20 protein-coding genes are annotated in these 22576 nt (G+C 70.6%); 3 read left to right on the forward strand and 17 right to left on the reverse strand.

Annotated features, from left to right (window positions below):
• Positions 1 to 40 precede the first annotated feature (40 nt).
• Positions 41 to 1624 (forward strand): carboxylesterase/lipase family protein, encoded by a 1584-nt coding sequence (locus J3486_RS04250; protein ID WP_207818550.1) that lies wholly within the window; start codon positions 41 to 43, stop codon positions 1622 to 1624.
• A 113-nt stretch (positions 1625 to 1737) separates the two neighbouring features.
• On the opposite strand, the gene J3486_RS04255 is transcribed toward J3486_RS04250, so the two are convergent.
• The 12 genes from J3486_RS04255 to J3486_RS04315 form a co-directional block, all read right to left on the reverse strand.
• A complete protein-coding gene (locus J3486_RS04255) occupies positions 1738 to 3318 on the reverse strand; it encodes a tannase/feruloyl esterase family alpha/beta hydrolase (RefSeq protein ID WP_229377600.1) in 1581 nt (526 codons plus the stop codon).
• 279 nt (positions 3319 to 3597) lie between these two features.
• On the reverse strand, positions 3598 to 4416 hold the full coding sequence (locus tag J3486_RS04260; RefSeq protein ID WP_207818552.1) for an alpha/beta fold hydrolase: 819 nt from the start codon (positions 4414 to 4416) through the stop codon (positions 3598 to 3600).
• Between the two features lie 16 nt (positions 4417 to 4432).
• Positions 4433 to 4777 carry a hypothetical protein gene (locus J3486_RS43875; protein WP_229377395.1) on the reverse strand — a complete coding sequence of 115 codons (345 nt, stop codon included), beginning with the start codon at positions 4775 to 4777 and terminating at the stop codon, positions 4433 to 4435.
• Positions 4774 to 5787 (reverse strand): 4-hydroxy-2-oxovalerate aldolase, encoded by a 1014-nt coding sequence (gene dmpG / locus J3486_RS04275; RefSeq protein ID WP_207818553.1) that lies wholly within the window; start codon positions 5785 to 5787, stop codon positions 4774 to 4776. The genes J3486_RS43875 and dmpG overlap by 4 nt, the downstream gene beginning before the upstream one ends.
• Positions 5784 to 6737, reverse strand: coding sequence for an acetaldehyde dehydrogenase (acetylating) (locus J3486_RS04280; protein WP_207818554.1), 954 nt, complete (start codon positions 6735 to 6737; stop codon positions 5784 to 5786). Before J3486_RS04280 ends, dmpG begins: the two co-directional genes overlap by 4 nt.
• Complete coding sequence (locus tag J3486_RS04285) at positions 6734 to 7540, reverse strand: 2-keto-4-pentenoate hydratase (RefSeq protein WP_207818555.1); 807 nt, start codon at positions 7538 to 7540, stop codon at positions 6734 to 6736. Before J3486_RS04285 ends, J3486_RS04280 begins: the two co-directional genes overlap by 4 nt.
• The gene (gene fdxA / locus J3486_RS04290; RefSeq protein ID WP_207818556.1) at positions 7537 to 7857 is read right to left on the reverse strand and encodes a ferredoxin; all 321 of its coding nucleotides are present in this window, start codon (positions 7855 to 7857) and stop codon (positions 7537 to 7539) included. The genes J3486_RS04285 and fdxA overlap by 4 nt, the downstream gene beginning before the upstream one ends.
• A gap of 7 nt (positions 7858 to 7864) precedes the next feature.
• Entirely contained in the window at positions 7865 to 8869 is a 1005-nt protein-coding gene (locus tag J3486_RS04295; protein ID WP_207818557.1) for an NAD(P)/FAD-dependent oxidoreductase, read from the reverse strand.
• A gap of 184 nt (positions 8870 to 9053) precedes the next feature.
• Positions 9054 to 9914 (reverse strand): IclR family transcriptional regulator, encoded by an 861-nt coding sequence (locus tag J3486_RS04300; RefSeq protein WP_229377397.1) that lies wholly within the window; start codon positions 9912 to 9914, stop codon positions 9054 to 9056.
• Positions 9911 to 10870, reverse strand: a complete 960-nt coding sequence (locus J3486_RS04305) for a catechol 1,2-dioxygenase (protein WP_207818558.1) — start codon at positions 10868 to 10870, stop codon at positions 9911 to 9913. The genes J3486_RS04300 and J3486_RS04305 overlap by 4 nt, the downstream gene beginning before the upstream one ends.
• Complete coding sequence (locus tag J3486_RS04310; protein ID WP_207818559.1) at positions 10867 to 12243, reverse strand: peptidase dimerization domain-containing protein; 1377 nt, start codon at positions 12241 to 12243, stop codon at positions 10867 to 10869. The genes J3486_RS04305 and J3486_RS04310 overlap by 4 nt, the downstream gene beginning before the upstream one ends.
• Positions 12244 to 12358: 115 nt before the next feature.
• Complete coding sequence (locus J3486_RS04315) at positions 12359 to 13660, reverse strand: Rieske 2Fe-2S domain-containing protein (RefSeq protein WP_207818560.1); 1302 nt, start codon at positions 13658 to 13660, stop codon at positions 12359 to 12361.
• Positions 13661 to 13824: 164 nt separating this feature from the next.
• Here J3486_RS04315 and J3486_RS04320 point away from each other — a divergent pair, with 164 nt between their 5' ends.
• Positions 13825 to 15381, forward strand: coding sequence for an AMP-binding protein (locus J3486_RS04320; protein WP_207818561.1), 1557 nt, complete (start codon positions 13825 to 13827; stop codon positions 15379 to 15381).
• 51 nt (positions 15382 to 15432) lie between these two features.
• Here J3486_RS04320 and J3486_RS04325 read toward each other — a convergent pair whose 3' ends face one another.
• Positions 15433 to 16866: an endo-1,4-beta-xylanase gene (locus J3486_RS04325; RefSeq protein WP_207818562.1), complete on the reverse strand. Its 1434-nt coding sequence runs from the start codon at positions 16864 to 16866 to the stop codon at positions 15433 to 15435.
• A gap of 394 nt (positions 16867 to 17260) precedes the next feature.
• Between J3486_RS04325 and J3486_RS04330 the strand changes: the two genes are divergently transcribed.
• Entirely contained in the window at positions 17261 to 18739 is a 1479-nt protein-coding gene (locus J3486_RS04330; RefSeq protein WP_207818563.1) for a non-reducing end alpha-L-arabinofuranosidase family hydrolase, read from the forward strand.
• 95 nt (positions 18740 to 18834) lie between these two features.
• On the opposite strand, the gene J3486_RS04335 is transcribed toward J3486_RS04330, so the two are convergent.
• The 4 genes from J3486_RS04335 to J3486_RS04350 form a co-directional block, all read right to left on the reverse strand.
• On the reverse strand, positions 18835 to 19782 hold the full coding sequence (locus J3486_RS04335; protein WP_207818564.1) for an alcohol dehydrogenase catalytic domain-containing protein: 948 nt from the start codon (positions 19780 to 19782) through the stop codon (positions 18835 to 18837).
• Positions 19782 to 20636 carry an alpha/beta fold hydrolase gene (locus tag J3486_RS04340; RefSeq protein ID WP_207818565.1) on the reverse strand — a complete coding sequence of 285 codons (855 nt, stop codon included), beginning with the start codon at positions 20634 to 20636 and terminating at the stop codon, positions 19782 to 19784. Before J3486_RS04340 ends, J3486_RS04335 begins: the two co-directional genes overlap by 1 nt.
• Positions 20637 to 20716: 80 nt before the next feature.
• On the reverse strand, positions 20717 to 21565 hold the full coding sequence (locus J3486_RS04345) for an alpha/beta fold hydrolase (RefSeq protein ID WP_207818566.1): 849 nt from the start codon (positions 21563 to 21565) through the stop codon (positions 20717 to 20719).
• 126 nt (positions 21566 to 21691) lie between these two features.
• On the reverse strand, positions 21692 to 22489 hold the full coding sequence (locus J3486_RS04350; RefSeq protein ID WP_207818567.1) for an SDR family NAD(P)-dependent oxidoreductase: 798 nt from the start codon (positions 22487 to 22489) through the stop codon (positions 21692 to 21694).
• Positions 22490 to 22576: the final 87 nt, after the last annotated feature.

Genomic DNA, 22576 nt, shown 5'->3' on the forward strand with positions numbered 1-22576 from the left:
CGGAACCGCGCAAAGACGCACACGACTGCGTGGGGGGCTGGTGGCGTTGGCCGCCGCGTGCCTCACCGCAGTGGTGAGTCTGCCGGCCACCGCCGCGACAGCGAACAGTGACGGCCTCATCGTCTCGACCGACACAGGCAGGCTCCAGGGCAAGGACGCCGAGTCGGCTCACCAGTACCTCGGTGTTCCCTACGCGGCCGCCCCCGTCGGCGCGCTGCGCTGGCAGCCGCCGCACCGGGCCGCCTCGTGGTCGGGTGTGCGGAAGGCGACCGAGAACGGCGCCGCGTGCGCGCAGGCCGGCGGCTACGGTGGCACGACCACGACCACCGGCAGCGAGGACTGTCTGTACCTCAACGTCTACACCCCGAGGGACGCGCAAGTCCGTCACAAGCGGCTTCCGGTGCTCTTCTGGATCCACGGCGGCTCGCTCAAGACCGGCTCGGGCAACGGCCACGACGGCTCGCAGATCGCCGAGAGCCAGAACGCCGTGGTCGTCTCCATCAACTACCGGCTCGGCGTGTTCGGCTTCCTCAACGTGCCCGGTCTGAGCGCCGGCGGCGCCGGCAACTACGGCATGCTCGACCAGATCGCGGCCCTGGAGTGGACCCAGCGCAACATCGCCTCGTTCGGCGGCGATCCCGGCCGGGTGACCATCTCCGGCGAGTCCGCCGGCGCCATCTCGGTGTGCGCGCTGCTCGCCTCCCCCGAGGCGGGCGGCCTGTTCAGCAAGGCGATCATGGAAAGCGGCGTCTGCGAGAGCATCACGCCGGCCGTGGCGACCACCCGGAGCACGGCCTACGCGAAGGCGGTCGGCTGCACCGACACCGCGGCGCTCGCCACCTGCCTGCGCGCGCGATCGGGCAGCGACCTCCTGGCAGCGTCGGGAAGCCTTGCCGACAGTGCCGGCACCCTCCTGCCGACCTCGGGCACACCGGAACTCCCGCGCGACCCGAAGACCGCACTCGGCTCCGGACGCTTCAACAACGTCCCCCTGCTGATCGGGTTCAACCATGACGAGGCGCGCCTGTTCGCCCTCGGCTACCTCGGGGCGACCAAGGCCACGTACGAGCAGACCGTCCGCGACGAATACGGCGCGCACGCCGACGCGGTGCTCGCCCGCTATCCCTACGACTCCTACCCGAGCCCCTACACCGGCACCTACGCGGTCGGTGACGTGTGGACCGACAGTGGCTACATGATCGGCCTCGGGGGTTGCCCGGCGCAGAAGTTGGCCCAGGACTTCACCGGCAAGCAGGCGCGCACGTACTTCTACGAGTTCGACGACCAGGACGCTCCTTCGTCGCTGTCCGCCGCGTTCCCCGGCTTCGAGGCCGGTGCCACGCACGCGGCGGAGATCCCCTACATCTGGGCCTACTCCGGCGGTGACGAGCCCCTGTCGGCGCAGTTCACGGCAGCGCAGCGGAAGCTCGCGAAGGAGATGACGAACTACTGGGGATCCTTCATCCGCACCGGATCGCCCAACGCACACGCCACCGACCAGGCCACCTGGCCGTCGTACCGCAGCGGCCGGCTGATGTCCCTGCGGCCCGGCGGCAGCACGGCGATCGCGACCGCCACCTACAAGGCCGACCATCAGTGCGGCTTCTGGAACAGCATCGCCTGACCCCTCGGCCGTGATCGGGCAGCGGGTCGGCGGACGCCGATCGCCCGGTGCACCGGACTCATGACGCGCCCGCCAGGGCGGCCGCGCCCCACCACGGGGCGCGGCCGCCTGCATCAGTGCCTCACTCGTGCCACGTCCGCGGCGAAGTCGCCCCAGTCGTCCGCGCACCGGAAGCTGTTCGCTTCGGAGGTCGGCCCGGACCCGTCATAGCGAGCAACCTGCGGATAAGGGCACAGGGGCCGCGTCACGGTGACTCCGTTCTCAGGACGGTCCGACACGTACTTGGTGGCGACCATCTTCTTCGGAGCGTGGCCCTGTTCCACCCAGCTCCTCACAGCGGCCAGCGCGTCGAAGGCATTGGGACCCGGGCCTCCCGACACATGCCCACCGCCCGGAACCATGAACAGCCGGTAGAAGTCCTGTACTTCCCGGAGGGTCGAGCGGACCTGGGGGCCGCCCTTATCGAGCAGGACCCGGTTGTAGTACTCGACGGGCAGGGCCCCCGCCTGGTAATCGTCGCTCCATCCCTGGGTCATGATGAGCTTGCCTCCGCGAGCTGCGAACCGCGAGAGGTCGGTGTTCGTCGCGTCGATCTTGGCGGCCAGTTTCTTCTCGACCAGTGCGGCGTCCTTGTCGAAGTCGAAGGTGCGCCAGTCCCAGTTCGGATCATTGAAGACGGCCCGCCCGAACAGCGCCTGCGGATAGGACGTCAGGGCCGGGTCCTCCGCCGCGTAGTGCCAGGCGGATTCGCTGCCGCGGGAGAACCCCGGATACAGCTCTTCACCGGTCCGCGGGTTGGTGACCGGCGCGTAGATCCGTTCGACGGTCGCGATCTGCTCGGCTGTCAGACACCCGTCGGTCTCGCCGGCCCGGCACTTCAGCCGCTCGGGGTTGAATCCGCAGTCCCGCGGATCGTTGAGGAACGGGTCTCCCCGGACTCCGTCGCGGCCTGCGCATGCCGCCAGCACCGCGTCATTGAGCAGCTTGCGATCGTCGGCCCGGAGCACGCCGTCCGGGTTCTCCGCGAGGCGCTGCGAGGTCCACAGGACCTCCATCATCACGTGGCTGTAGTCCATCCCGGGACTCTTCGACACGATGCCGTCGTAGTCCTCGGGGTAGTACTGGGCCTCGATCATGCCCTGTCGGCCACCCGTGGAACCGCCCACGAAATAGGAGTACTTCGGCCCCGCTCCGTAGTGCGCCGCCAGGATCTCCTTGGCTCGCACCGTCATCAGATGGATCGACGTCCGACCCCACATCTCCAGCTGAGTCGGGTCGCTGATCCAGGAATTCGCCGAGTCGGACGCCGAATGTCCGGTGTCCGTGGAAACGGTCGCGTACCCCGCGGTGAGGGCGGGGGCCATCGCCGAATAGCTGATCTGCCCGGCGAATCCACCGTTGCCGACTCCCTGAAGCCTCTGGTTCCAGGACGTGGCGGGCAGCCAGACCTCGAACTTGAGGCTCGGAGCGACCGTCGCGGTCACGCGACAGAAGGCGGGCAGGTCCCGGTACGTTCTCCCGTCGGGCGCTGTGTAGTCGCCGCCGGGTACCGGCTGCGCCGACGTGATCTCGGTCTTCGGCAGGGACAGCTTCGTGAGGGTGGCGCATGAACTGCCGGAATGCGCGGCCTCGTCGGCCGCGGCGGCGGTGGAGACACCCGCCGTTTGAAGAAGAAGCAGAACGCAGCTCACCATCGCCACCCGTAGGCGCGATCCTCTCGCCGGCTCCGTCGACCTTCGCAGAAATGCCATGGGTCCCCTTCGTGGAGGTCATGTGCCTGACATCAGGCGCTACCTACGTGAGTCCAAGGCGGGACGATCGCGAACACGCGACAGGCCTGCAAGGAACGCAGTCCGCTGAACGGATCGGCCGTTCCCGTCTGCGGGTTCCGACAGGGCCGTCAACACTCGCCGGCGCTGTGCCGCCGCACCGGATGCCGCAGCGGCACGATCCCCGTCCCGCGTCCTGCCGGGTCAGCCGCGGCCGGCCCACTCCAGGACGGTTTCGGCGAACTCCTGCGGCACCTGCTCCGGCGCCGCCGCGTGTCCCGCGGACAGCACGCGGGTCGGGCAGCCGAGCGCCGCCTCGAACTTCTTGAGGGACGGCATGGAGAACCGGTCGTCCGGGGCGCACACCGCGAGCGTGCGCGCGGTGATCTTCGGCAGGCGGGGCTCCATGACGTAGCCGCGTACCGCCCGGTGGCCCTCCTCGACGCGGTCGAGGACGGTCAGCGCGTCGATGACGTACCGGCCCAGGGCCGCTTCCTCGCCCGGCTGGTAGAAGCCGCGCCGGTTGTCCCACAGCTGCTGCAGGTGCGTGCCGTCGGGCTGGGGGTCGACATGGTCGACGCGGCCGTGGGAGGCCCGCTTCGCGTCGTCGACGAACGACGTGGCCGAAAGGAGCAGGCTCGCCACGCGGTCCTGGAAGCGGGCCGCCACCTCGACGGCGACCACCCCGCCGGTGTGGTGCCCGACCAGGTGGAAGCGGTCCAGTCCGAGCGCATCGATCAGGTCGGCGACGCCATCGGCGAAGCGCTCGATGGTGTGCGGCCCCTCGGGCTTCGCCGACGCCCCGTAGCCGACGGTGTCCATGGCGATCGCCCGGTACCGGGTACCGACCAAGGGGAGCACGTCGAGGTACTCCGTCCAGGAGCGCGGCGTCTGGTGCAGCAGCAGTACGGGCTCGCCGTCGCCGGTCTCCACGTAGTGCAACTGGCCGAAGCGGCTGGGCACATAGCCCTTCCGCAGCGTGTTCGTGTCCGTCGTGTCCGTCGTGTCCGTCGTGTCGGTCATGCGGGGGTCGCTTTCGTCACAGGGCCGGCAGCACCGGGGCGCCGACGGATTCGATGAGGTCGGTGGGTCGGGCGTACGAGCCGACGTGCTGGAGGAACACCCCGTCGGCGCCGTCGGCGTGCAGGGCGCGCAGCCGCCGGGCGATGTCGTCGGCGGTGCCGAACAGGCAGAACTCCTCGGCGAAGCGCAGCGCCGCCGTGAGCGTGGTGAACACATCGCGCCACAGCAGCTGCGAGTCGGGGAACCACGCGCTGTCGAAGCCGAGTTCCCCCGCCCTGCACACCGTCGCCACGATCCGGTCGGCGCGGTCGCAGGGCGGGACACGGATGCCGACCTTCAACCGGGGCGCCGCGTCGCTCACTCGGTGTCTCGCGCCGCCAGGTCGAGGGCGATGTCCGTGATCATGTCCTCCTGGCCGCCGACCATGCCGCGGCGGCCGACCTCGACGAGGATGGTGCGGGTGTCCAGGCCGTAGCGGGCGGCGGCCGCCTCCGCGTGGCGCAGGAAGCTGGAGTAGACGCCCGCGTAGCCGAGGCTCAACGTCTCGCGGTCCACACGTACTTCGCGGTCCTGGAGGGGACGGACGAGGTCGTCGGCGGCGTCCATCAGCGGGAACAGGTCGCAGTGGTGCTTCCAGCCCAGCAGGTCGGCGACCGCGACGAACGCTTCGAGGGGGCAGTTGCCCGCGCCCGCGCCCTGGCCGGCGAGGGAGGCGTCGACGCGGGTGACGCCCTCCTCCACGGCGACGACGGTGTTGGCGACGCCGAGCGCGAGGTTGTGGTGGGCGTGGATGCCCAGCTCGGTGCCGGGGTCGAGGACGTCGCGGTAGGCGCGGAACCGGTCGCGGACGCCGTCCATCGTGAGGCGGCCGCCGGAGTCGGTGACGTAGACGCAAGTAGCGCCGTAGGACTCCATCAGCTTGGCCTGGCGGGCGAGTTCGGCGGGCTCGGCCATGTGGGACATCATCAGGAACCCGGCGACGTCCATGCCCAGTTCCCGCGCGGCGGCGATGTGCTGTGCGGCGATGTCGGCCTCGGTGCAGTGCGTGGCGACGCGCACCGAGCGGATGCCGAGCGCGTGGGCCTGCTTGAGGTCGTGGATGGTGCCGATGCCGGGGAGGAGGAGCGTGGTGGGGATCGCCGTCTTCGTGGCGTCGACCACCGCCTCGATCCACTCCCAGTCGGTGTGCGCGCCGACACCGTAGTTGACGCTGGAGCCCGCGAGGCCGTCGCCGTGCGCGATCTCGATCGCGGCGACCCCGGCGGCGTCGAGGGCGGCGGCGATGGCGCGGGCCTGGCCGGTGGTGTAGCGGTGCCGGACGGCGTGCATGCCGTCCCGCAGGGTCACGTCCTGGACGTAGAGACTGGTCACTTGGCCGCCTCCTTCGAAGCAGTGGCGTGGTGCGCGGCCATGCGCTCCGCGGTGCGCAGCGCGGCCGACGTCATGATGTCGAGGTTCCCGGCGTAGGCCGGCAAGTAGTGGGCGGCGCCCTCGACTTCGAGGAAGACCGACACCTTCAGCGCCTCGCCGGTTCCGGCGGGCGCGAGGGTGTGCAGCGGGTCGCCGGGGCTCACCGTCTCGTACTGCACCTTCTGCTTGAGGCGGTAGCCGGGCACGTACGCCTGGACGCGGCCGACCATCTCCTCGACGGACGCCGTGACGGCCTCCTCGGCGCAGGCGGAGACGACGCAGTGCACGGTGTCCCGCATGATCAGCGGTGGCTCGGCCGGGTTGAGGACGATGATCGCCTTGCCGCGTGCGGCACCGCCGACCTGCTCGATGGCGGACGAGGTCGTCTCCGTGAACTCGTCGATGTTGGCGCGGGTACCGGGACCGGCCGAGCGCGAGGAGATCGAGGCGACGATCTCGCCGTAGTGGACCGGGGTGACCGCGTTGACCGCGGCGACGATCGGGATGGTGGCCTGACCGCCGCAGGTGACCATGTTGACGTTCCCCGCGGCCAGGTGGGCGTCGCCGTTCACCGGCGGCACGACGTACGGGCCGATCGCGGCCGGGGTCAGGTCGATCAGGGTGCGGCCCAAGGGGCGCAGGACGTCCTCGTGGTGGCGGTGGGCGCCGGCGGAGGTGGCGTCGAAGACGTACTCCACGTCCGCGAACTCGTCCATCTTCACCAGGCCCTCGACGCCCTCGTGGGTGGTGGCGACCTTGAGGCGGCGGGCGCGGGCGAGGCCGTCGGAGTCCGGGTCGATGCCGGCCATCGCGGCGATCTCCAGCGACTCGGACAGCCGCAGAATCTTGATCATCAGGTCGGTGCCGATGTTGCCGGAACCGATCACGGCGACCTTCGTACGGTCACTCATGCGGTGTCTCCCGTCTGTGCGAACTGCACGCTGATACGGCCCAGTTGGCTGATGCGGGCCTCGAAGCGGTCGCCGGGCGCGGCGACGGCCATCGGGCCGAGGGCCCCGGTGAGCACGATGTCCCCGGCCTTGAGCGGGTCACCCGCGGCGGCGAGGGTCGAGGCGAGCCAGGCGGCGGCGTTGAGCGGGGAGCCGAGGCAGTCGGCGCCCGTGCCCGTGGAGACCGGTTCCGACACGCCGTCGCGCGTCATCGTCATCCGTACGGCGCGCAGGTCCAGGCCCGACAGGGGCACGGGCGTGCCGCCGAGGACGTACAGACCGCTGGAGGCGTTGTCCGCGACGGTGTCGACGATGGTGATGTCCCAGTCGGCGTTGCGGCTGTCCACGATCTCCAGGGCCGCGAGCGCGAAGTCGGTCGCCCGGATCACGTCCGCCACCGTGCACTCCCGGTGCGGGAGGTCCGCTTTGAGGACGAGGGCGACCTCTGCCTCGACCTTCGGCTGGATGAGCCGCCCGGCCGCGACGGTGCCGCCGTCCGGGACGGCCATGTCGGCGAACAGGGCGCCGAAGTCCGGCTGGTCCACGCCGAGTTGGGCCTGCAGGGCAGGGGACGTCAGCCCGATCTTCCGGCCGACGAGACGCCGCCCCGCGGCCAGGCCGCGCTCGACGTTGACCCGTTGCACCGCGTACGCGGCGTCGATGTCGCCCTCGGCGAGCAGGGACCGTACGGGCGGACAGGGCTCGCCCGTGCGCTCCGCGGCAAGGAGCGCGTCGGCCGCCTTCGTCACCTCGGCGGCGCTCATCGGGCGCTCACCAGCGGGGTGTCGACGCCCACCGGGCCGAGCGGGGTCGCCCCGCCGGGGGAGCCGAGGGCGCTGTCGCGGCCGGGCAGGACCTCCACGAAGAAGTTCCGGTTGTCCTCACGGAAGTCGGGGTCCGCCTTGCGGTCCACCGTGATCGCCTGCTCGGGGCAGGCGACTTCGCAGGCGCCGCAGTCGATGCACTCCATGGGGTTGATGTAGAGCTTGCGCTCGCCCTCGTAGATGCAGTCGACCGGGCACTCCTCCATGCAGGACCGGTCCATGATGTCGACGCAGGACGCGCCGATGACGTACGCCATGGTGTGTTCAGTGCTCCTTCTCGGTGGAGTGCCCGGGGAACAGGGCGGCCTCCGGGTCGATGACGGTGGCCGCGTTGTTGACGGCGGTGGCGGCCTCGCCGAAGCCGACCGAGATGAGGCGGACCTTGCCGGGGTAGTCGGTGATGTCGCCCGCGGCGAAGACCTTGGGCAGGTTGGTCGCCATGTGGGTGTCGACGGTGATCTTGCGGGCGTTGAGGTCAAGGCCCCAGTGCTGAAGGGGGCCGAGGTCGGCGAGGAAGCCGAGCGCGGCGACCACGGTGCCGGCCGGGACGAGGCGGGTCTCCTTGCTGACGCGGTGCCGGATCTCCGCCTGCTCCACCCGGTCACCGCCGCTGAGCCGGCTCACCTCGCAGTCGGTGACGATCTCCACGCCGAGGTCGCGGACCTTCTCGACGGACGCCGCGTGGGCGCGGAAGCGGGCCGTGCGGTGCACGAGGGTCACCGAGCGGGCGATCGGGGCGAGGAGGGCCGCCCAGTCGAAGGCGCTGTCGCCACCACCGACGACCACGACGTCCCGGTCCGCGTGCACGGACGGGTCCGGCACGAAGTACTCCAGGCCGCGCCCGAGGAACTCCTCCCCGGCGGGCAACGGGCGGGGCGTGAACGTCCCGACGCCGCCCGTGATGACGACGGCCCTGGCCCGCACCGTCGCACCCTGGTCGCTGCGGACGACCGGCAGGCCGTCGGCGTCGTGGGTCAGTTCGGCGGCCCGGTGGCCGAGGAGATAGCGCGGGGAGTAGGGCTCTGCCTGGGCGATGAGGCCGTCCACCAGATCTCGGCCGCGCACGGACAGGAACCCGGCGATGTCGAAGATCGGCTTCTCGGGGTACATCGCGCTGATCTGACCGCCGAGTTGCGGCAGGACGTCCATCACGGTCACGGTCAGGCCGCGGAACCCGGCGTAGTACGCGCCGTACAGGCCCGCCGGACCCGCGCCGATGATCAGGACGTCGGTGGTCAGGACGTCGGTGTCGTCGGTGAGTTGGCTCATGCGGTGAGCGTAGGAACGGGGCGCGGTTCTCCCTACGGAGTTGTTCCGGTGAGCAGGACACGGCTGGTCAAGAGGGTGCGACGGGGGCCTCGTGGCATCGGAACGCGGCGAGGGGCCCGCCGTCCGGCGGGCCCCTTCGTGCTCGTGCCTGTGTTTGTTCTTGGACTCGTACGACAGGACGTGGCTAGGCGAGCGATCTGCCGATGCCCAGCGCGGCGGTCCGCAGCGCCGTCGCGTACCCCGTCGCGTCCATCCGGTAGGTGGGCGCCGTGATGGACAGCGCACCCACCAGCGTGGTGCCCCCGGCGAACACGGGAACGGCCAGGCTCGCGTAACCGAGCCGGATCTCCTCGGACTCCAGGATGATGCCCTCCTCCCGGATCCGGTCGAGCTGGGCGCGCAGGCGGCCCGGTGAGACCACCGTGTGCCGGGTGATGGGCTTGAGGCCGCCCCGGACCACGTCGACGAAGAGCGACGGCGGCGAGAACGCGAGGATCGCCTTGCCGGTGCCCGTGCAGTAGAGCGGGAGCCGGCCCGCCACCCGGGACTCGGCGTTCAGCCCGCGGTGCGGGAAGATCTTGTCGAGGTAGACGACGTCCAGGCTGTCGTGGATGGCGAAGTGGATGGTCTCCCGGGTGATCAGGAGAAGGTCCTCCATGTACGGCTGTACGGCCTCGCGCAGGATGCGCTGCCGGTGCACCCGCTGGCCGAGTTCGAACAGGCGCAGGCCGAGCCGGTAGTCGCACCCCTCGCGCTCCAACAGCCCCCAGGTGACCAGCTCCTGGGCAAGCCGGTGCACCGTGGCCTTGGCCGCCCCCGACCTCCGCACCAGCTCGGCGAGCGAGAGCGCGGCGTCGTCGGAGGTGAAGGCCTCCAGGATCGGACGGACCTTCCCCAGAACGGAGTTCATGGAGTCGGCGCCGCCCGCCTCCTCGCTCCGCTCGGGCCCCGGCTCGGCGCGGCGTGCGGAGAGGACGAGGCCCTGCGGCGCCGGCGCGGCGAGGGCGTGGTGACCGGCCAGTGCAGCGTCGGCCGGCGCCTTCATGCCGACTGCCCCGCGTCCGCGGCGGCCGGGTCGATGACCGCGACGCCCATTCCGGTGAGCCACTCGGGCATCGGCTCGTACGCCAGACGCCGGGCGGGCGCATGGTCGAGGGCGGCGGCCATCAGCAGCCATGTACGCAGCTCCTGTGCGCCGTTGCCCGCGGCCTTCTCCAGTTCCTCGGACGTGAACTCGGTGAGGCGATGGGCCTCACCACGTTCGAGGAGGCCCAGGAACTCGTGGTCGAACTCCGGGGTGAGGGACGCCTCGGCGGCCCGGATGATCTCGCGGCGACGCTTGTCGTAGTCCTGCCAGTTCTCGCGCCCGTTGAGCCAGGCGCCGACCATGAACTCCTCGTCGTCTCCGTGCGGTTCGCGCCAGTCGGGCCAGGGCAGCCGGTGCGAAAGACCGCCCGAGCCGACCACCGCGACGCGCCGGTCGCCGGGGAAGGAGAGCACGGCCTCACGGATGGCGTGCCCCAGTTCCTCGCACCGCTGAAGGGTCGGCAGCGGATGCGCGAAGACGTTCACGACCAGCGGCACGATCTCCACGTCGAGCCCGTCGAGCAGGTACTGGATGGCATGGGACTGCCCGTGGTCGATCTGGAGCCGCGCGGAGAACGCCGGGTCGAACCGGCCGCTCTCCACCAGCGAGTCCGCGATGTGCTGCGCCAGCGGCACGTCCACCGGCTGCGGGCCCTTCGGGGTCCCGGACTCGCCGCTCGCAATACACTCCCCGACGCCGAGCGTGAACGGCGGGATCAGATCGAGCCAGAACCCGCGGAAGTGGTTCGAGCCGATCAGGACGACGGTGTCGGGGCGGACCCGGGACAGTTCGGCGCGGGCCGCGCCGAGCGCGTCCCGGAACCGTTCGGCCCGGTCCTTGTGGATCGTCTCCTCCCAGTGCGTGTTCATCAGGGTGCTGTGGGAGGCCCCCACGCCGAGCACGATCTCGCTCATGCCGATGCTCCTTCCGGCTGCGCGGGTGCCTCGCACTCCGCGCGGGAACGGGTGACGGTGTCGACCGCCGTGCGGATCAGGTGGCGGGTCAGTCGCTGCATCTCCTGTACGGAGACGGTGTTCATGCCGCGGGCGAAGTCGATGTCGAACGGCGCCTTGCTCACCTTCGGCATGCCGACGCGGACCGTCGGAATGCCGCGCCCGCGCAGGATGTTGGCGTCGGTCGCGCCACTGTTGCCGCGCACGACCTCGTGCGACCGTCCTTCGAGCGCCTCCCATCCGGCGACCGCGCTGCGGAAGACCCAGCTCTCCCGGCTGGTGGTGGTCCCCGGGATGGCGAGGATCATCTCGACCGTGGCGTCGAGCCCCGGCAGCGTGCGCTGCAACTCCGCGATGGCCGCGGTGAATTCACGCTTCGCCTGCATGGGCGTGGTCTCCGGTGCGATCCGCAGGTCGACCCGGAGGGTGCAGGCCGCCGTGGTCACGGCCGCCATGCGCGGCCAGCCGCCGCGCACCGACGACACGATGCCCTGCGGGGCGACCGTGCCGCCGGTGTGCCGCTTCGCGTACTCGGCGAACCACTCCTCCAGGTGCCGTACGACGTCACCGGCGCGGCTGATCGCGTTGTCGTACGGGAGCCGGTGCCGCGAACCCACATACGTGTGGGTGCCGTGCACCGTCACCTCGAACCAGACCAGGCCGACCTCGTCCCACGACACGGTCCATCCCGGCTTGGCGATGACCGCGTAGTCGGTCCACACACCCTGTTCCAGGAGGAACGAACAGCCCGCGCCCTGGCCGGTGTTGAGCCGGTCGCTGCCGGGCCGGGCATTGGTCGGCATGCCGCCGGCCCCGAACGCCGCCACCAGATCCCCGGTCAGCGGCACACCGGCCAGCGCGATCGCCTCGGCGGCCATCATCACGCAGGCCGCGTGCCCTTTCGGGTTGGAGGCGCCGAGGCCGGTGACCAGGTCGTCGTAGACGGTGGCCTCGGGCCGCATGTCCTCGCGCAGCTTCGGCCCGATCCACGGCACGTCCTCGCTCTCGTCCCCCACGGTGAGCGTGTCGATGGGCGCGTACAGCATCAGATCGGGGCCGGTGCCGTCGCCCTCCAGGCGGGCCCAGGCGTTGGCCTGCCGTGCGTCGATCGGCTGAGCGGCCGCGCGCAGGCCGACCGAGGCGAGGGTCTGGGCGATGTGCTCGGCGAGCGGCCGCTCGTCACCGGTCGGACTGGGGATGCCGACGAGCCCCACGATCAGCTCGCGCAGCCGCTCGTCGGTGACGTGTCGCCACGCCTCCGACACCCAGGCGCGACGCTGCTCGTCGAGCCCCGAGAGCCCGTCGAGCCCGTCGAGTTCGGCGGCGCCCGTCACTGGTTGATCCGGTGGACCTGGGTCATGGTCTTCTCCGCGAACAGCTGCTTGGCGCGGGGGAGTGCCACCGCGACGGCGACACCGAGCAGGATCTTGAAGAGGGTGCGGGCCATGATCAGGCCTCCTTTTCGACGGTGGCGGTGGTGTTCGAGGTGTTCGAGGTGTCCGTGGTGTCCGGGGCGTCCGTCGCGGGACCGGAGACGCCGGCGGCGGCGAGCTTCTTGGCGTAGTCCTCCTCGACGAGGTTGCGCCAGGAGGTCAGCGACACGTCGGGGCGGTAGAGCTTCTCCGGCGGCGCGTCGGTCACGTCGACCATCCAGGCGTCCTGGCCGGAGAACTGGCCGTGGAACAGCCAGCGGATGGCGCCGAGGTACTTGCCGTAGAAGCGCAGGGTGTCCCAGCCTTGCTTGAAGTTGACCATCACGCCGACGTACATGTGGTGGTCGTCGTCGATCGGCACGTAGAACTCGTAGTGCATGAAGGTGGGGTAGGCGATCCGCAGCATGCCCGGCATCGACAGGGACGCGAAGCCGGGGAAGTCCTGGGACTCGATCACCGGGTCGACCTTGTCGGACGCGCCGGTGTTGCCAAGGTTGAACGTCCCCTCCGGCGGCTGCTTCATCCACCACCGCTTGTTGGTCCAGCGGCCCACGCCCGGGAAGTCGGCCTCCCAGTAGACCTCGTCCTGGACGCGGTAGATCCAGCGGCCCTTCGGCACGATCCGCGTGATGTTCCACGTCGGCATCGGCTTGAACAGGCGCCAAAGGGCCGTGCGGTGAAGGTACTTGGCGTGGCCTTCGTCGAAGCCGTTCTCGCAGGCGAAGCGCCAGTTGCCGCCGCGCGGATCGAAACGGCCGCCCATCACGAAGGCGTTCGACACCAGTTCCTCGGGGAGCTGCTCGTCGATCGGGTGCGGTTCCTCGTCGGCGATCGGCATGTACACCCAGACCATGCCGAGCCGCTCCTCGACGGCGTACGTGCGCACGCCCAGCTTGCCCGTGAGGCGGCAGCCGGGGCCGTCGGTGATGACCGCGGACAGATTGCCGGTGGGCAGGTCGAAGGTCCAGCCGTGGTAGGGGCAGCTGACCGTGCCGGGGAACTGCTGGTTGCCCTCGGACAGCGGGACGCCGCGGTGCGGGCAGCGGTTGTGCAGCGCGTACACCTTGCCGCTGTCGCGGATCAGCGTGATCTTCTCGCCGCAGAGCGTGAAAGGCTTGGGGTCGCCCGTGATGTGGCTCGCCCAGGTGACCGGGTACCAGTAGCCGCGGAAACCGGACGCCGCGTTGTCGTAGTGGGGCCAGGACGACCAGTCCTGCCGGCCGATCTTCTCGGGGGTCGCGCGGGGCGCCTTGTCGGCCTTGGCGGGTGCCTTCGCTGCGGTCTTCCGCGCGGCGGGGGGTCGTTCGCTCGTCGTCATCTCGTCATGGCCTCCTGCTCCGGTGGGGTGTGCGGCACGAGCATCCGGCGCGGTGCGACGCCTGCCTATGAACCTGTTCCGGTGAACGGACCGTGACCGACGGGGGACCGGTCAGCGAACCGTCTCCCTTGATCGCTCACGGGGGCGGCGGACAGCATCCGTTCATGAACCGGATGACGATTCCCGGCCTGGTCGACGCGGCGGTGGCGGACCACGGCGACCGGGCCTTCCTGACCGTCGACGGAACCCGGCGCTCCTACGCGCAGACACGTGAGGACGCCGCCACGATGGCCGGGGCGCTGGCGGCCCGGGGCTGCCGCCCGGGCGACCGCGTGGCGGCGCTCCTGTCCAACCGCGTCGAACTCATCGACCTGGTCCTCGGCTGCGCCTGGCTCGGGGCGGTCGTGGTCCCGCTCAACACGGCCCTGCACGGGCGGCTGCTCCGGCATGCCCTGGACGAGTCGAAGCCCCACTTCCTGCACGTGGAGGCGGAGTTCGCCGGCCGCGTCGCCGAGGCGGGGTACGCGGGGGAGGTGTGGGTGACCGGCTCGCCGAAGGCGCCCGCCCCCGGGACCGAGCAGGCGCTGGACCCCTACCCGTCCCGCCCCGGTGACACGGCCGCGATCCTGTTCACCTCCGGCACCACGGGCCCGTCCCGCGGAGTGCGCTGCCCGCACGCCCAGTTCGCCTGGTGGGGCCGGAACGTGGCAGGCCAGCTGCGCCTGACCGCTGACGACACTCTCTACACCTGCCTCCCGCTGTTCCACACCAACGCCCTCAACACCCTGGCCCAGGCGCTGACCGTCGGCGCCTCGATGGTGGTGGACCGCAGGTTCTCCGCGTCGCGGCACTGGCAGCGGGCCGCCGAGACCGGAGCCACGTGCGTGTACGTGCTCGGCGCCATGGTCCCGATGCTGCTCGCCCAGCCGCCGGGCCCGGGCGACCGTGCGCACCGGGCCTGGCGCGGCCTCGGCCCGGGGACGCCCGGCCCGCTGTGGGAGGTGTTCCGCGAGCGGTTCGGTGTGTCGCTCGTCGACGGCTTCGGCTCCACGGAGACCAACGCGGTCATCGGCTCGGTGCCGGAGGACTGCCGTCCCGGATACATGGGCACGGTGCGCGGCGGCTTCGAGGCGCGGGTCGTCGACACGGAGCTCTCCGACGTGCCGGACGGAACCCCCGGGGAACTCGTGGTCCGCACGGAGCAGGAACACGCCTTCTCCAGCGGCTACTTGGGCGAGCCGACACTGGACCCCGCCTCCTGGCGGCGCACGGGCGACCGCGTGGTGCGCGAGCCCGACGGCTGGTTCCGCTTCGTCGACCGCGTCAAGGACTGCATCCGGCGACGCGGCGAGAACATCTCCTCGTACGAGGTCGAGACCGCCCTGCGCAGCCACCCCGGCATCGCGGAGGCGGCCGCCTTCCCGGTTCCGTCCGAACTTGCCGAGGACGAGGTGATGGTGACGGTCGTCCCACGGGCGGGGTGCGCGCTCGACCCCGCGGACGTGGCGCGCCACTGCGTGGGGGAGCTGCCCGCGTTCGCGGTGCCCCGGTATGTGGAGGTGGTCGCGGAGCTGCCGCTGACGGAGACGGGGAAGGTGCGCAAGTCCGTGCTGCGGGAGCGGGGGGTGACCGATGAGACGTGGGACCGGTGCCGGCGCGACCCGGTTCTCGTCGAGCAAGGACACGAGGGCGTCACCGATGGCGGACCGCGCCGCCGGTGACGCCCTCGTCGGGGCGAGCGCCCCGTGCCCAGGGCGGTGGTGCGGCCACCGTCAGGTACGGGTCCAGCGCTGGTTGCTGCCGTTGGAGCAGGAGTAGAGCTGGATCAGAGTGCCGTTGGCGGTGCCGGCCCCGACGGCATCGAGGCAGAGGCCGGACTGGACGCCGACGATGGATCCGTCGGAGTTCAGACGCCACTTCTGGTTGTCGGCGCCCCAGCAGCTGTAGATCTGGACCTTGGTGCCGTTGGCGGTGCCGCCGGCGTCCAGGCATTTGTTGCCGTAGACCCGCAGTTCACCGGCGCTGGTGTACGTCCACTGCTGGTTGGTGCCGCCCGAGCAGTCCCACAGCTGGACCTGGGTGCCGTCGGTGGTGCTGGAGTTCGGCACGTCCAGGCAGCGGCCCGAGCCGACGCCTTTGATGGTGCCCGCGCCGGAGGGCGGCGGCGTGGTGGTGGAACCGCCGTTGAGCGCGTCGAGAACGGCGGTGTAGGCGGCCTTCTTGCTCCCGTCGCCGTTGAACAGCAGCGGTGTGTCCCCCGAGCGCCAGGAGTCGGTGTCGCGCACGCCCCAGACGGTGATGCCGAGGCAGCGCGACACGGCCAGGCAGTCGTTGGTCACGGCCGCGTAGGTCGACGCCGGGGCGCCCTGGATGTCGAGTTCGGTGATGGCCACGTCGACACCGAGGGCCGCGAAGTTCTGCAGGGTGGTGCGGAAGTTGCTGTTGTACGGGCTGCCGCTGTTGAAGTGCGACTGGAAGCCGACGCAGTCGATCGGCACGCCGCGCTGCTTGAAGTCCTTGACCATGTTGTACATGGCCTGCGTCTTCGCCCAGGTCCAGTTCTCGACGTTGTAGTCGTTGTAGCAGAGCTTGGCGGCCGGGTCGGCGGCGCGCGCGGTGCGGAAGGCGACCTCGATCCAGTCGTTGCCGGTGCGCTGGAGGTTGGAGTCGCGGCGCGCCCCCGAACTGCCGTCGGCGAAGGCCTCGTTCACGACGTCCCACTGGGCGATCTTGCCCTTGTAGTGGCTCATCACGCCGTTGATGTGGTTGATCATCGCCTGGCGCAGTGCGCTGCCGCTGAGGTTCTGCATCCAGGTGGGCTGCTGGGAGTGCCAGGCCAGGGTATGGCCACGCACCTGCTTGCCGTTCTGCACCGCCCAGTTGTAGACGCGGTCGCCGGCGGTGAAGTTGAACTGCCCCTGCTGCGGTTCGGTGGCGTCGATCTTCATCTCGTTCTCGGCCGTCACCATGTTGAACTCGCGGTTGGCGATGGTGGTGTACGCCGAATCGCCCAGCTTGCCCGAGGCGATGGCGGTACCGAAGTAGCGGCCGCTCTGCGCCGCCGCGGCGCCGAGTGTGCTCTCGGCGGCGTGGGCGGGCGGCGCCACCAGTGCGACGACCACACCGAGGATGCCGGCGACCAGCGCCAGTAACACTGCGCGGGTCTTCCGGCGGGGAACGGGTCTGGGGAGGGCGTACGAGCTCATGGCTGCATCTCCTGGAGAGACATCAGGGAAGGACTGACGCAGGGCCAGCCGAAATATCGAACGGTGGTCGGCTCTTCAGGCAGGGACATTGGGGCATTGACGGTGCAGCGTCAATACTCCTCGCAGAAACAGTTTACGTTCATGGTCCGAAACTTCCGGGACTCAATAGGGCGGGTAATGAACCACCCAAAACTGGGCGTTCAGCCTCGAATCATTGAAGGCGACCCGCTGTTTGTAGACAGTCCTGTGTGTGGGGTTGACCGCAGGGCCGCGCATTCCTAGCTTGTGGCGTCACCGCAACCGGAAACCGTCCGAAAGGTTTTCGGAGCGTGTCCCGCCCCGCACGGCCGGTCCGCTGTACCGGGGTCACCCCACACCCCCAAGGAGCCCTTCGATGTGGTCTCGTCACCCGTCTCCGGCACAGCCGCGACGGCTGCTCAGACGCTTGCTCGCCGTCCTGTCGCCCCTGCTGCTCGTGGCTGCCTTCCTCGGCGCCCAGCCCGCCCAGGCGGCCACCGTGGACACCAACGCCTCGTACGTGCTGGTCAATCGCAACAGCGGCAAGGCCCTCGACCTCTACAACATGGCGACCAGTGACGGCGCCCGGATCACCCAGTGGTCCAGAAACGATCAGAGCCAGCAGCAATGGCAGTTCGTCGATTCGGGAGGCGGCTACTACCGGATCAAGTCCCGCCTCTCCGGCAAGGTGCTGGACGTCTACAACTGGTCGACCGCGAACGGCGGCTCGATCGTCCAGTGGACCGATCTGAACGCCACCAACCAGCAGTGGCGACTGGCCGACAGCTCGGACGGTTATGTGCGGCTGATCTCGCGCCACAGCGGCAAGGCCCTCGAAGTGCAGGGCGGCTCCACCGCCGACGGCGCGAACATCGTCCAGTACGACGACTGGGGCGGCACCAATCAGCAGTGGAAGCTGGTCAAGGTCGGCGACGACACCTCCGCCCCGTGCGACCTTCCGTCGTCCTACCGCTGGACGTCGACGGGCGCGCTGGCGCAGCCCAAGTCCGGGTGGGTCTCGCTCAAGGACTTCACCGTCGTCCCCTACAACGGCCAACAGCTCGTCTACGCGACGACGCACGACACGGGGACGAGCTGGGGCTCGATGAACTTCAGCCTGTTCAGCGACTGGTCGCAGATGGCCTCGGCCGGCCAGAACGCGATGTCGAGCGCCACGGTCGCGCCCACGCTCTTCTACTTCGCCCCGAAGAACATCTGGGTGCTCACCTACCAGTGGGGCGCGAGCGCCTTCTCGTACCGGACGTCGAGCGACCCCACCAACCCGAACGGCTGGTCGGCCCCGCAGACGCTCTTCTCCGGAAGCATCTCCGGCTCCGGCACGGGCCCCATCGACCAGACACTCATCGGCGACGGTACGAACATGTACCTGTTCTTCGCCGGTGACAACGGCAAGATCTACCGGGCCAGCATGCCGATCGGGAACTTCCCGGGCAGCTTCGGCACCAGCTCGACCGTGGTCATGAGCGATACGACGAACAACCTGTTCGAAGCCCCCCAGGTCTACAAACTCCAGGGCCAGAACCGCTACCTCATGATGGTCGAGGCGATCGGCTCGCAGGGCCGCTACTTCCGCTCGTTCACGGCCACCAGCCTCAACGGCTCCTGGACACCCCAGGCCGCGACCGAGAGCAATCCCTTCGCCGGCAAGGCCAACAGCGGCGCCACCTGGACCAATGACATCAGCCATGGCGAGCTGATCCGCACCAGCGCCGACCAGACCATGACCGTCGATCCCTGCCATCTCCAGTTCCTGTACCAGGGATGCAGCCCCAGCTCAGGCGGCGACTACGGCCTCCTGCCCTACCGTCCTGGCCTGCTGACCCTTCAGCGCTGACGTCGGTTCACCGCGTCGAGCGCGGTGGCCAGGGGGCGTGGGAACCCCGACCGGTTCCCACGCCCCACTTGGGCGGCGACGCGCAGCCCGGACTCTCACCCCGGCAGCAGCACGGCCCGCCCCCGCACGCGCCCGCCGCGCAGGGCGTCGAGCGCCGCGGATGCTTCGGCCAGGCCGAACTCCTCGACCGCCAGCGACAGTTCACCCTCGGAGAGTCTGCGTACCAGGTCGCCGGAGACCTCCCGGGCCCGGCGGTCCTGGCGGATCATGTTCACCGGGAGCAGCGCCACCTCGTCGAGCAGCCAGCTCGGCAGGTCGAGTTCGACGTGCGGGCCGGCCACGTAGCCGATGACCACCGCGCGTCCGCCCCGCCGCACCCACCGGCTGCGGCCGACCAGGCCCGAGCCGCCGAGCGTGTCGACGAGCAGCGAGGCCGCGCGGTCCTGCGCGAGAGCCTCCGCGTCGTCCAGCGTCACGGCCTCCACGCCCTTCGGCACGTCGGCCAGCTGGTCCTCCCGGCCGACCACACCGGTGACCCGGGCGCCCGCGGCCAGCGCCTGCTGGGCCACCATCGCGCCGACCGCGCCCGCGGCGCCGACGACGACCACATTCTCGTCCTGACCGATCCGGGCGACATCGTGCAGCGCCACGTACGCGGTCGTCGCGGGGACGAAGAAGCTTGCCGCCACCGCGGGGGAGAGTGGAGCGTCCAGCGGCGTGACGGCCTTGCGCTTCACGCTGACCCGCTCGGTCCACGTGCCGTCACGCAGCAGGCCGAGGCCGCCGCCGCGCAGCACGACCTGGGTGCCGGGGGCCAGGCCGGAGTCGGCGTCCGCCTCCAGGACCGTGCCCGCGCCCTCGACGCCACCGACGTACGGAAGCGCGGGCTTGAGCTCGAAGTCGCCGGACGCGACGGTGACATCGAGGTGCGAGACCCCGCCGGCCGTCACCTGGACGAGGACCTCGCCCGGGGCGCGGACGGGCTCGGGCACCTCGTCGAGGACCGGAGCGGCGCCCCAGTCGTGGAACCGGACCGCCCGCATCAGCCGGCGGCCTTGCCGATGAACTCCAGGCTGAGCGCGTTGAAGCGCTCGGCCTGCTCGTGCTGCGGCCAGTGACCGCAGTTCTCGAAGAGTTCGAGGCGCGAGCCGGGAATGGCCTCGTGCAGGGCCGTCGCCTCGGGGGTCTCGCCGAACGGGTTCTGGCGTCCCCACACGACCAGCGTCGGCTGGGTGATCTGCGCCAGGTGCTCGGGGCGCAGCAGGTTGCGCTGGCGGCGCTCCATCTCCTGGAGGGAGAGCAGGTTGTCGACGCCCGCGATGAACTCCGGCGTGTGGTAGATCGCGTGCCGGACCTCGACCAGCTCCTCGGTGGCGGAGGCGTCGTCGGCCATGAGGAGCCGCATCCGCTTGCGGGTGAGCTCGATGTCGTCGGAGGTGACGGCCTGCTTGGTGCTGGTGCGGATGCGGTCCATCACCTCGGGGTTGGCCACCGTGCCGCCGGAGCACAGGAGTTGGAGGCTGCGGACCCGCTCGGGGTGCTCGATGGCGGCGCGGGCGCCGACCCAGCCGCCGAGCGACTCACCGACGATGTGGACGCTGTCGACCCCGACGGCGTCCAGGTAGTCGAGCAGGTGGGCGACGTAGTCCGCGATCTCGTACGGCTTGTCGGGCTTGCCGGTGTAGCCGTGACCGAGCATGTCGATGGCGTGCAGGTCGTAGGCGGCGTGCGCGGTGATGTTGCGCGCGAAGGCCTCCAGGTGACCGCTGGTGCCGTGCAGGAAGACGACGGCCTGGCCGTTCGGGTCGCCGGCGCGCAGGGTGCGGGTGGGGACACCGGCGGCGTCGACGTACTCGACGCGGAAGGGGGTGGGGCTGATCTCCGTCCAGATGGACATGGGGCGTTCTCCGTAAGGCAGTTGGGGAGGGAACAGGCAGTGGACCGGACTCGGCTCAGGGAGTCTCAGCTCAGGGAGTCTCAGCTCAGGGAGTTGAGGAAGCCGCTCACCACCGAGTGGTACGCCTCCGGGCGCTCCTCCTCGAGGTGGTGGGAGCTGTGGTCCATCACGTGGAGGTTCCCGTTCGGCACCATGCGGGCCAGCATCAGCGGGTAGTCCGGGGTGAGGAACGCGTCCTGCATGCCCCACATGAACAGCGTGGGGGCCTGGATCTGCCCCAGCTCCTCGGTGAGGTCCTGCCACTCGCCGCGCGGCGAGTCGGACATGGCCGCCAGCGCGCGCTCCTCCTCGTCGAGGCTCTGCTCGTAGCGCATGGTCAGCGTCTCCTCGGGGAGCTTCGCGCCGTCGTACCACTCCAGCTTCGTGATGAGGTCACGCAGCTTCTCGCGGGTCGGGCCCTCGCCGCCGTAGTAGATGTCGCGGGCCGTGCGGCCGCGGTGCCCGTTCTCGGGGAGCGGGGCGAGCGGACCGTAGAAGACGGGCATGCTGCCGGTGATCACGAGGGACCGGACGCGCTCCGGGTACTTCGCGGCGAGGTTGAGGGCGATGGTGCCGCCCCACGAGCTGCAGATGAAGTCGGCGCGCTCGACGCCGAGCGTGTCGAGGAGACCGACGGTCTTCGCCGCGTGGTGGTCCCACATCGGGCCCTCGATCGGGGACTTCTCCGACTTGCCGTACTGCTGGATGTCGACGAGCAGACAGCGCCGGTCGGCGGCGAACAGATGCGCCACGGGCCCGAAGTCGCTCCACGCGGTGCAGCCGGGGCCGCCACCGTGCAGGAACACGGTGTCAGGCCCCGAGCCGAGGTCGTGGTAGTGGTAGCGGATGCCCGCGCCGTCCGCGTAGTGGCTCTCCGGTGCAGCTGACATGTGCGTCCTTCCGTCCTTCTGTACGAATGCAGGGGGTACGGTGCCGAGCCCATCACCGCGCCGGGCGCGGGCCCAGCGTCGCGGTCCGTTCAGCGAACCGCTCCCGCTGGGCGGCGCGGGCGGCGCTCACTGCGCGGTGTAGCCGCCGTCCACGTGCAGCAACGCACCGGTGGTGTACGACGAGCCGGCGTCGAGCAGCGGCAGCACGGCGTGCGCGATGTTGTCGGGCGTGCCCCAGCGGCCCATCGGCACCTTGGCGGTGAAGGCGGCCTGGGCGGCGGCGTCGGTGGTGGCGGCGCTCTCGTTCATGGGGGTGCGCACGGGGCCGGGCGCGACGCAGTTCACGGTGACGCCGGTGCCGGCGACCTCCAGGGCCGTCGACCTGGTGAGCGCGGCGACCGCGCCCTTGGTGGCGGCGTAGCCGCCCCGTTCGGGGGCGCCCGTCGAGCCGAGCACGGAGCCGATCGTGACGATGCGGCCGTGACCGGCGTCGAGCATGCCGGGCAGGACGGCGCGGATCGCCAGCCAGGTTCCGATGACGTTGCTCTCGAAGGCGGCGCGGAAGTCGTCCGGCGTGAGGTCGAGGACCGAGCCGCGGGCCAGCTGCCCGGCCGCTGTCACCAGGCCGGTGACGGGGCCCCACAGTTCGGTGGCCCGGCTCACGACCGCGGCCAGCGCGTCGGCGTCGGTGGTGTCGGCGACCAGCGCAAGGCCGCGGTCTCCCGCGATGCCCTGGAGCTGCTTCTCCGCCGCGCGGCAGCGGTCCTCGGACCGGCCGGTGACCACCACGGGGCGCCCGGCGCGGGCCACCGCCTCCGCGACGGCCAGGCCGATGCCGCTGGTGCCGCCGGTGACGAGGACGGGGCCGTTGTGCGTGGCTTCTTCGGTGTCCTGCTGGGTCTGGGTCTGCTCTGGAGAACTCATTCGCCGAGCATGCGGAACGTACGCGAACACGCCAACGCGGACGGTCCGGTCACCGGAACCGGACCGCCCGCGTCGGCACAGCCGGCC

The organism is Streptomyces sp. VRA16 Mangrove soil (genome assembly GCF_017377775.1).
GTDB lineage: Bacteria > Actinomycetota > Actinomycetes > Streptomycetales > Streptomycetaceae > Streptomyces.

Excerpts from the sequence above, each read along its gene's own strand:
- J3486_RS04335 (WP_207818564.1), bottom strand. The coding sequence starts at position 19,782 with ATGCGGGCGGTCCGGTTCCACGACTGGGGCGCCGCTCCGGTCCTCGAC.
- J3486_RS04320 (WP_207818561.1), top strand. The coding sequence starts at position 13,825 with ATGAACCGGATGACGATTCCCGGCCTGGTCGACGCGGCGGTGGCGGAC.
- J3486_RS04300 (WP_229377397.1), bottom strand. The coding sequence starts at position 9,914 with ATGAAGGCGCCGGCCGACGCTGCACTGGCCGGTCACCACGCCCTCGCC.
- J3486_RS04280 (WP_207818554.1), bottom strand. The coding sequence starts at position 6,737 with ATGAGTGACCGTACGAAGGTCGCCGTGATCGGTTCCGGCAACATCGGC.
- J3486_RS04340 (WP_207818565.1), bottom strand. The coding sequence starts at position 20,636 with ATGTCCATCTGGACGGAGATCAGCCCCACCCCCTTCCGCGTCGAGTAC.
- J3486_RS04295 (WP_207818557.1), bottom strand. The coding sequence starts at position 8,869 with ATGAGCCAACTCACCGACGACACCGACGTCCTGACCACCGACGTCCTG.
- J3486_RS04260 (WP_207818552.1), bottom strand. The coding sequence starts at position 4,416 with ATGACCGACACGACGGACACGACGGACACGACGGACACGAACACGCTG.
- J3486_RS04350 (WP_207818567.1), bottom strand. The coding sequence starts at position 22,489 with ATGAGTTCTCCAGAGCAGACCCAGACCCAGCAGGACACCGAAGAAGCC.
- J3486_RS04315 (WP_207818560.1), bottom strand. The coding sequence starts at position 13,660 with ATGACGACGAGCGAACGACCCCCCGCCGCGCGGAAGACCGCAGCGAAG.
- J3486_RS04285 (WP_207818555.1), bottom strand. The coding sequence starts at position 7,540 with ATGAGCGCCGCCGAGGTGACGAAGGCGGCCGACGCGCTCCTTGCCGCG.
- J3486_RS04305 (WP_207818558.1), bottom strand. The coding sequence starts at position 10,870 with ATGAGCGAGATCGTGCTCGGCGTGGGGGCCTCCCACAGCACCCTGATG.
- J3486_RS04345 (WP_207818566.1), bottom strand. The coding sequence starts at position 21,565 with ATGTCAGCTGCACCGGAGAGCCACTACGCGGACGGCGCGGGCATCCGC.
- fdxA (WP_207818556.1), bottom strand. The coding sequence starts at position 7,857 with ATGGCGTACGTCATCGGCGCGTCCTGCGTCGACATCATGGACCGGTCC.
- J3486_RS04325 (WP_207818562.1), bottom strand. The coding sequence starts at position 16,866 with ATGAGCTCGTACGCCCTCCCCAGACCCGTTCCCCGCCGGAAGACCCGC.
- J3486_RS04330 (WP_207818563.1), top strand. The coding sequence starts at position 17,261 with ATGTGGTCTCGTCACCCGTCTCCGGCACAGCCGCGACGGCTGCTCAGA.
- J3486_RS04255 (WP_229377600.1), bottom strand. The coding sequence starts at position 3,318 with ATGGTGAGCTGCGTTCTGCTTCTTCTTCAAACGGCGGGTGTCTCCACC.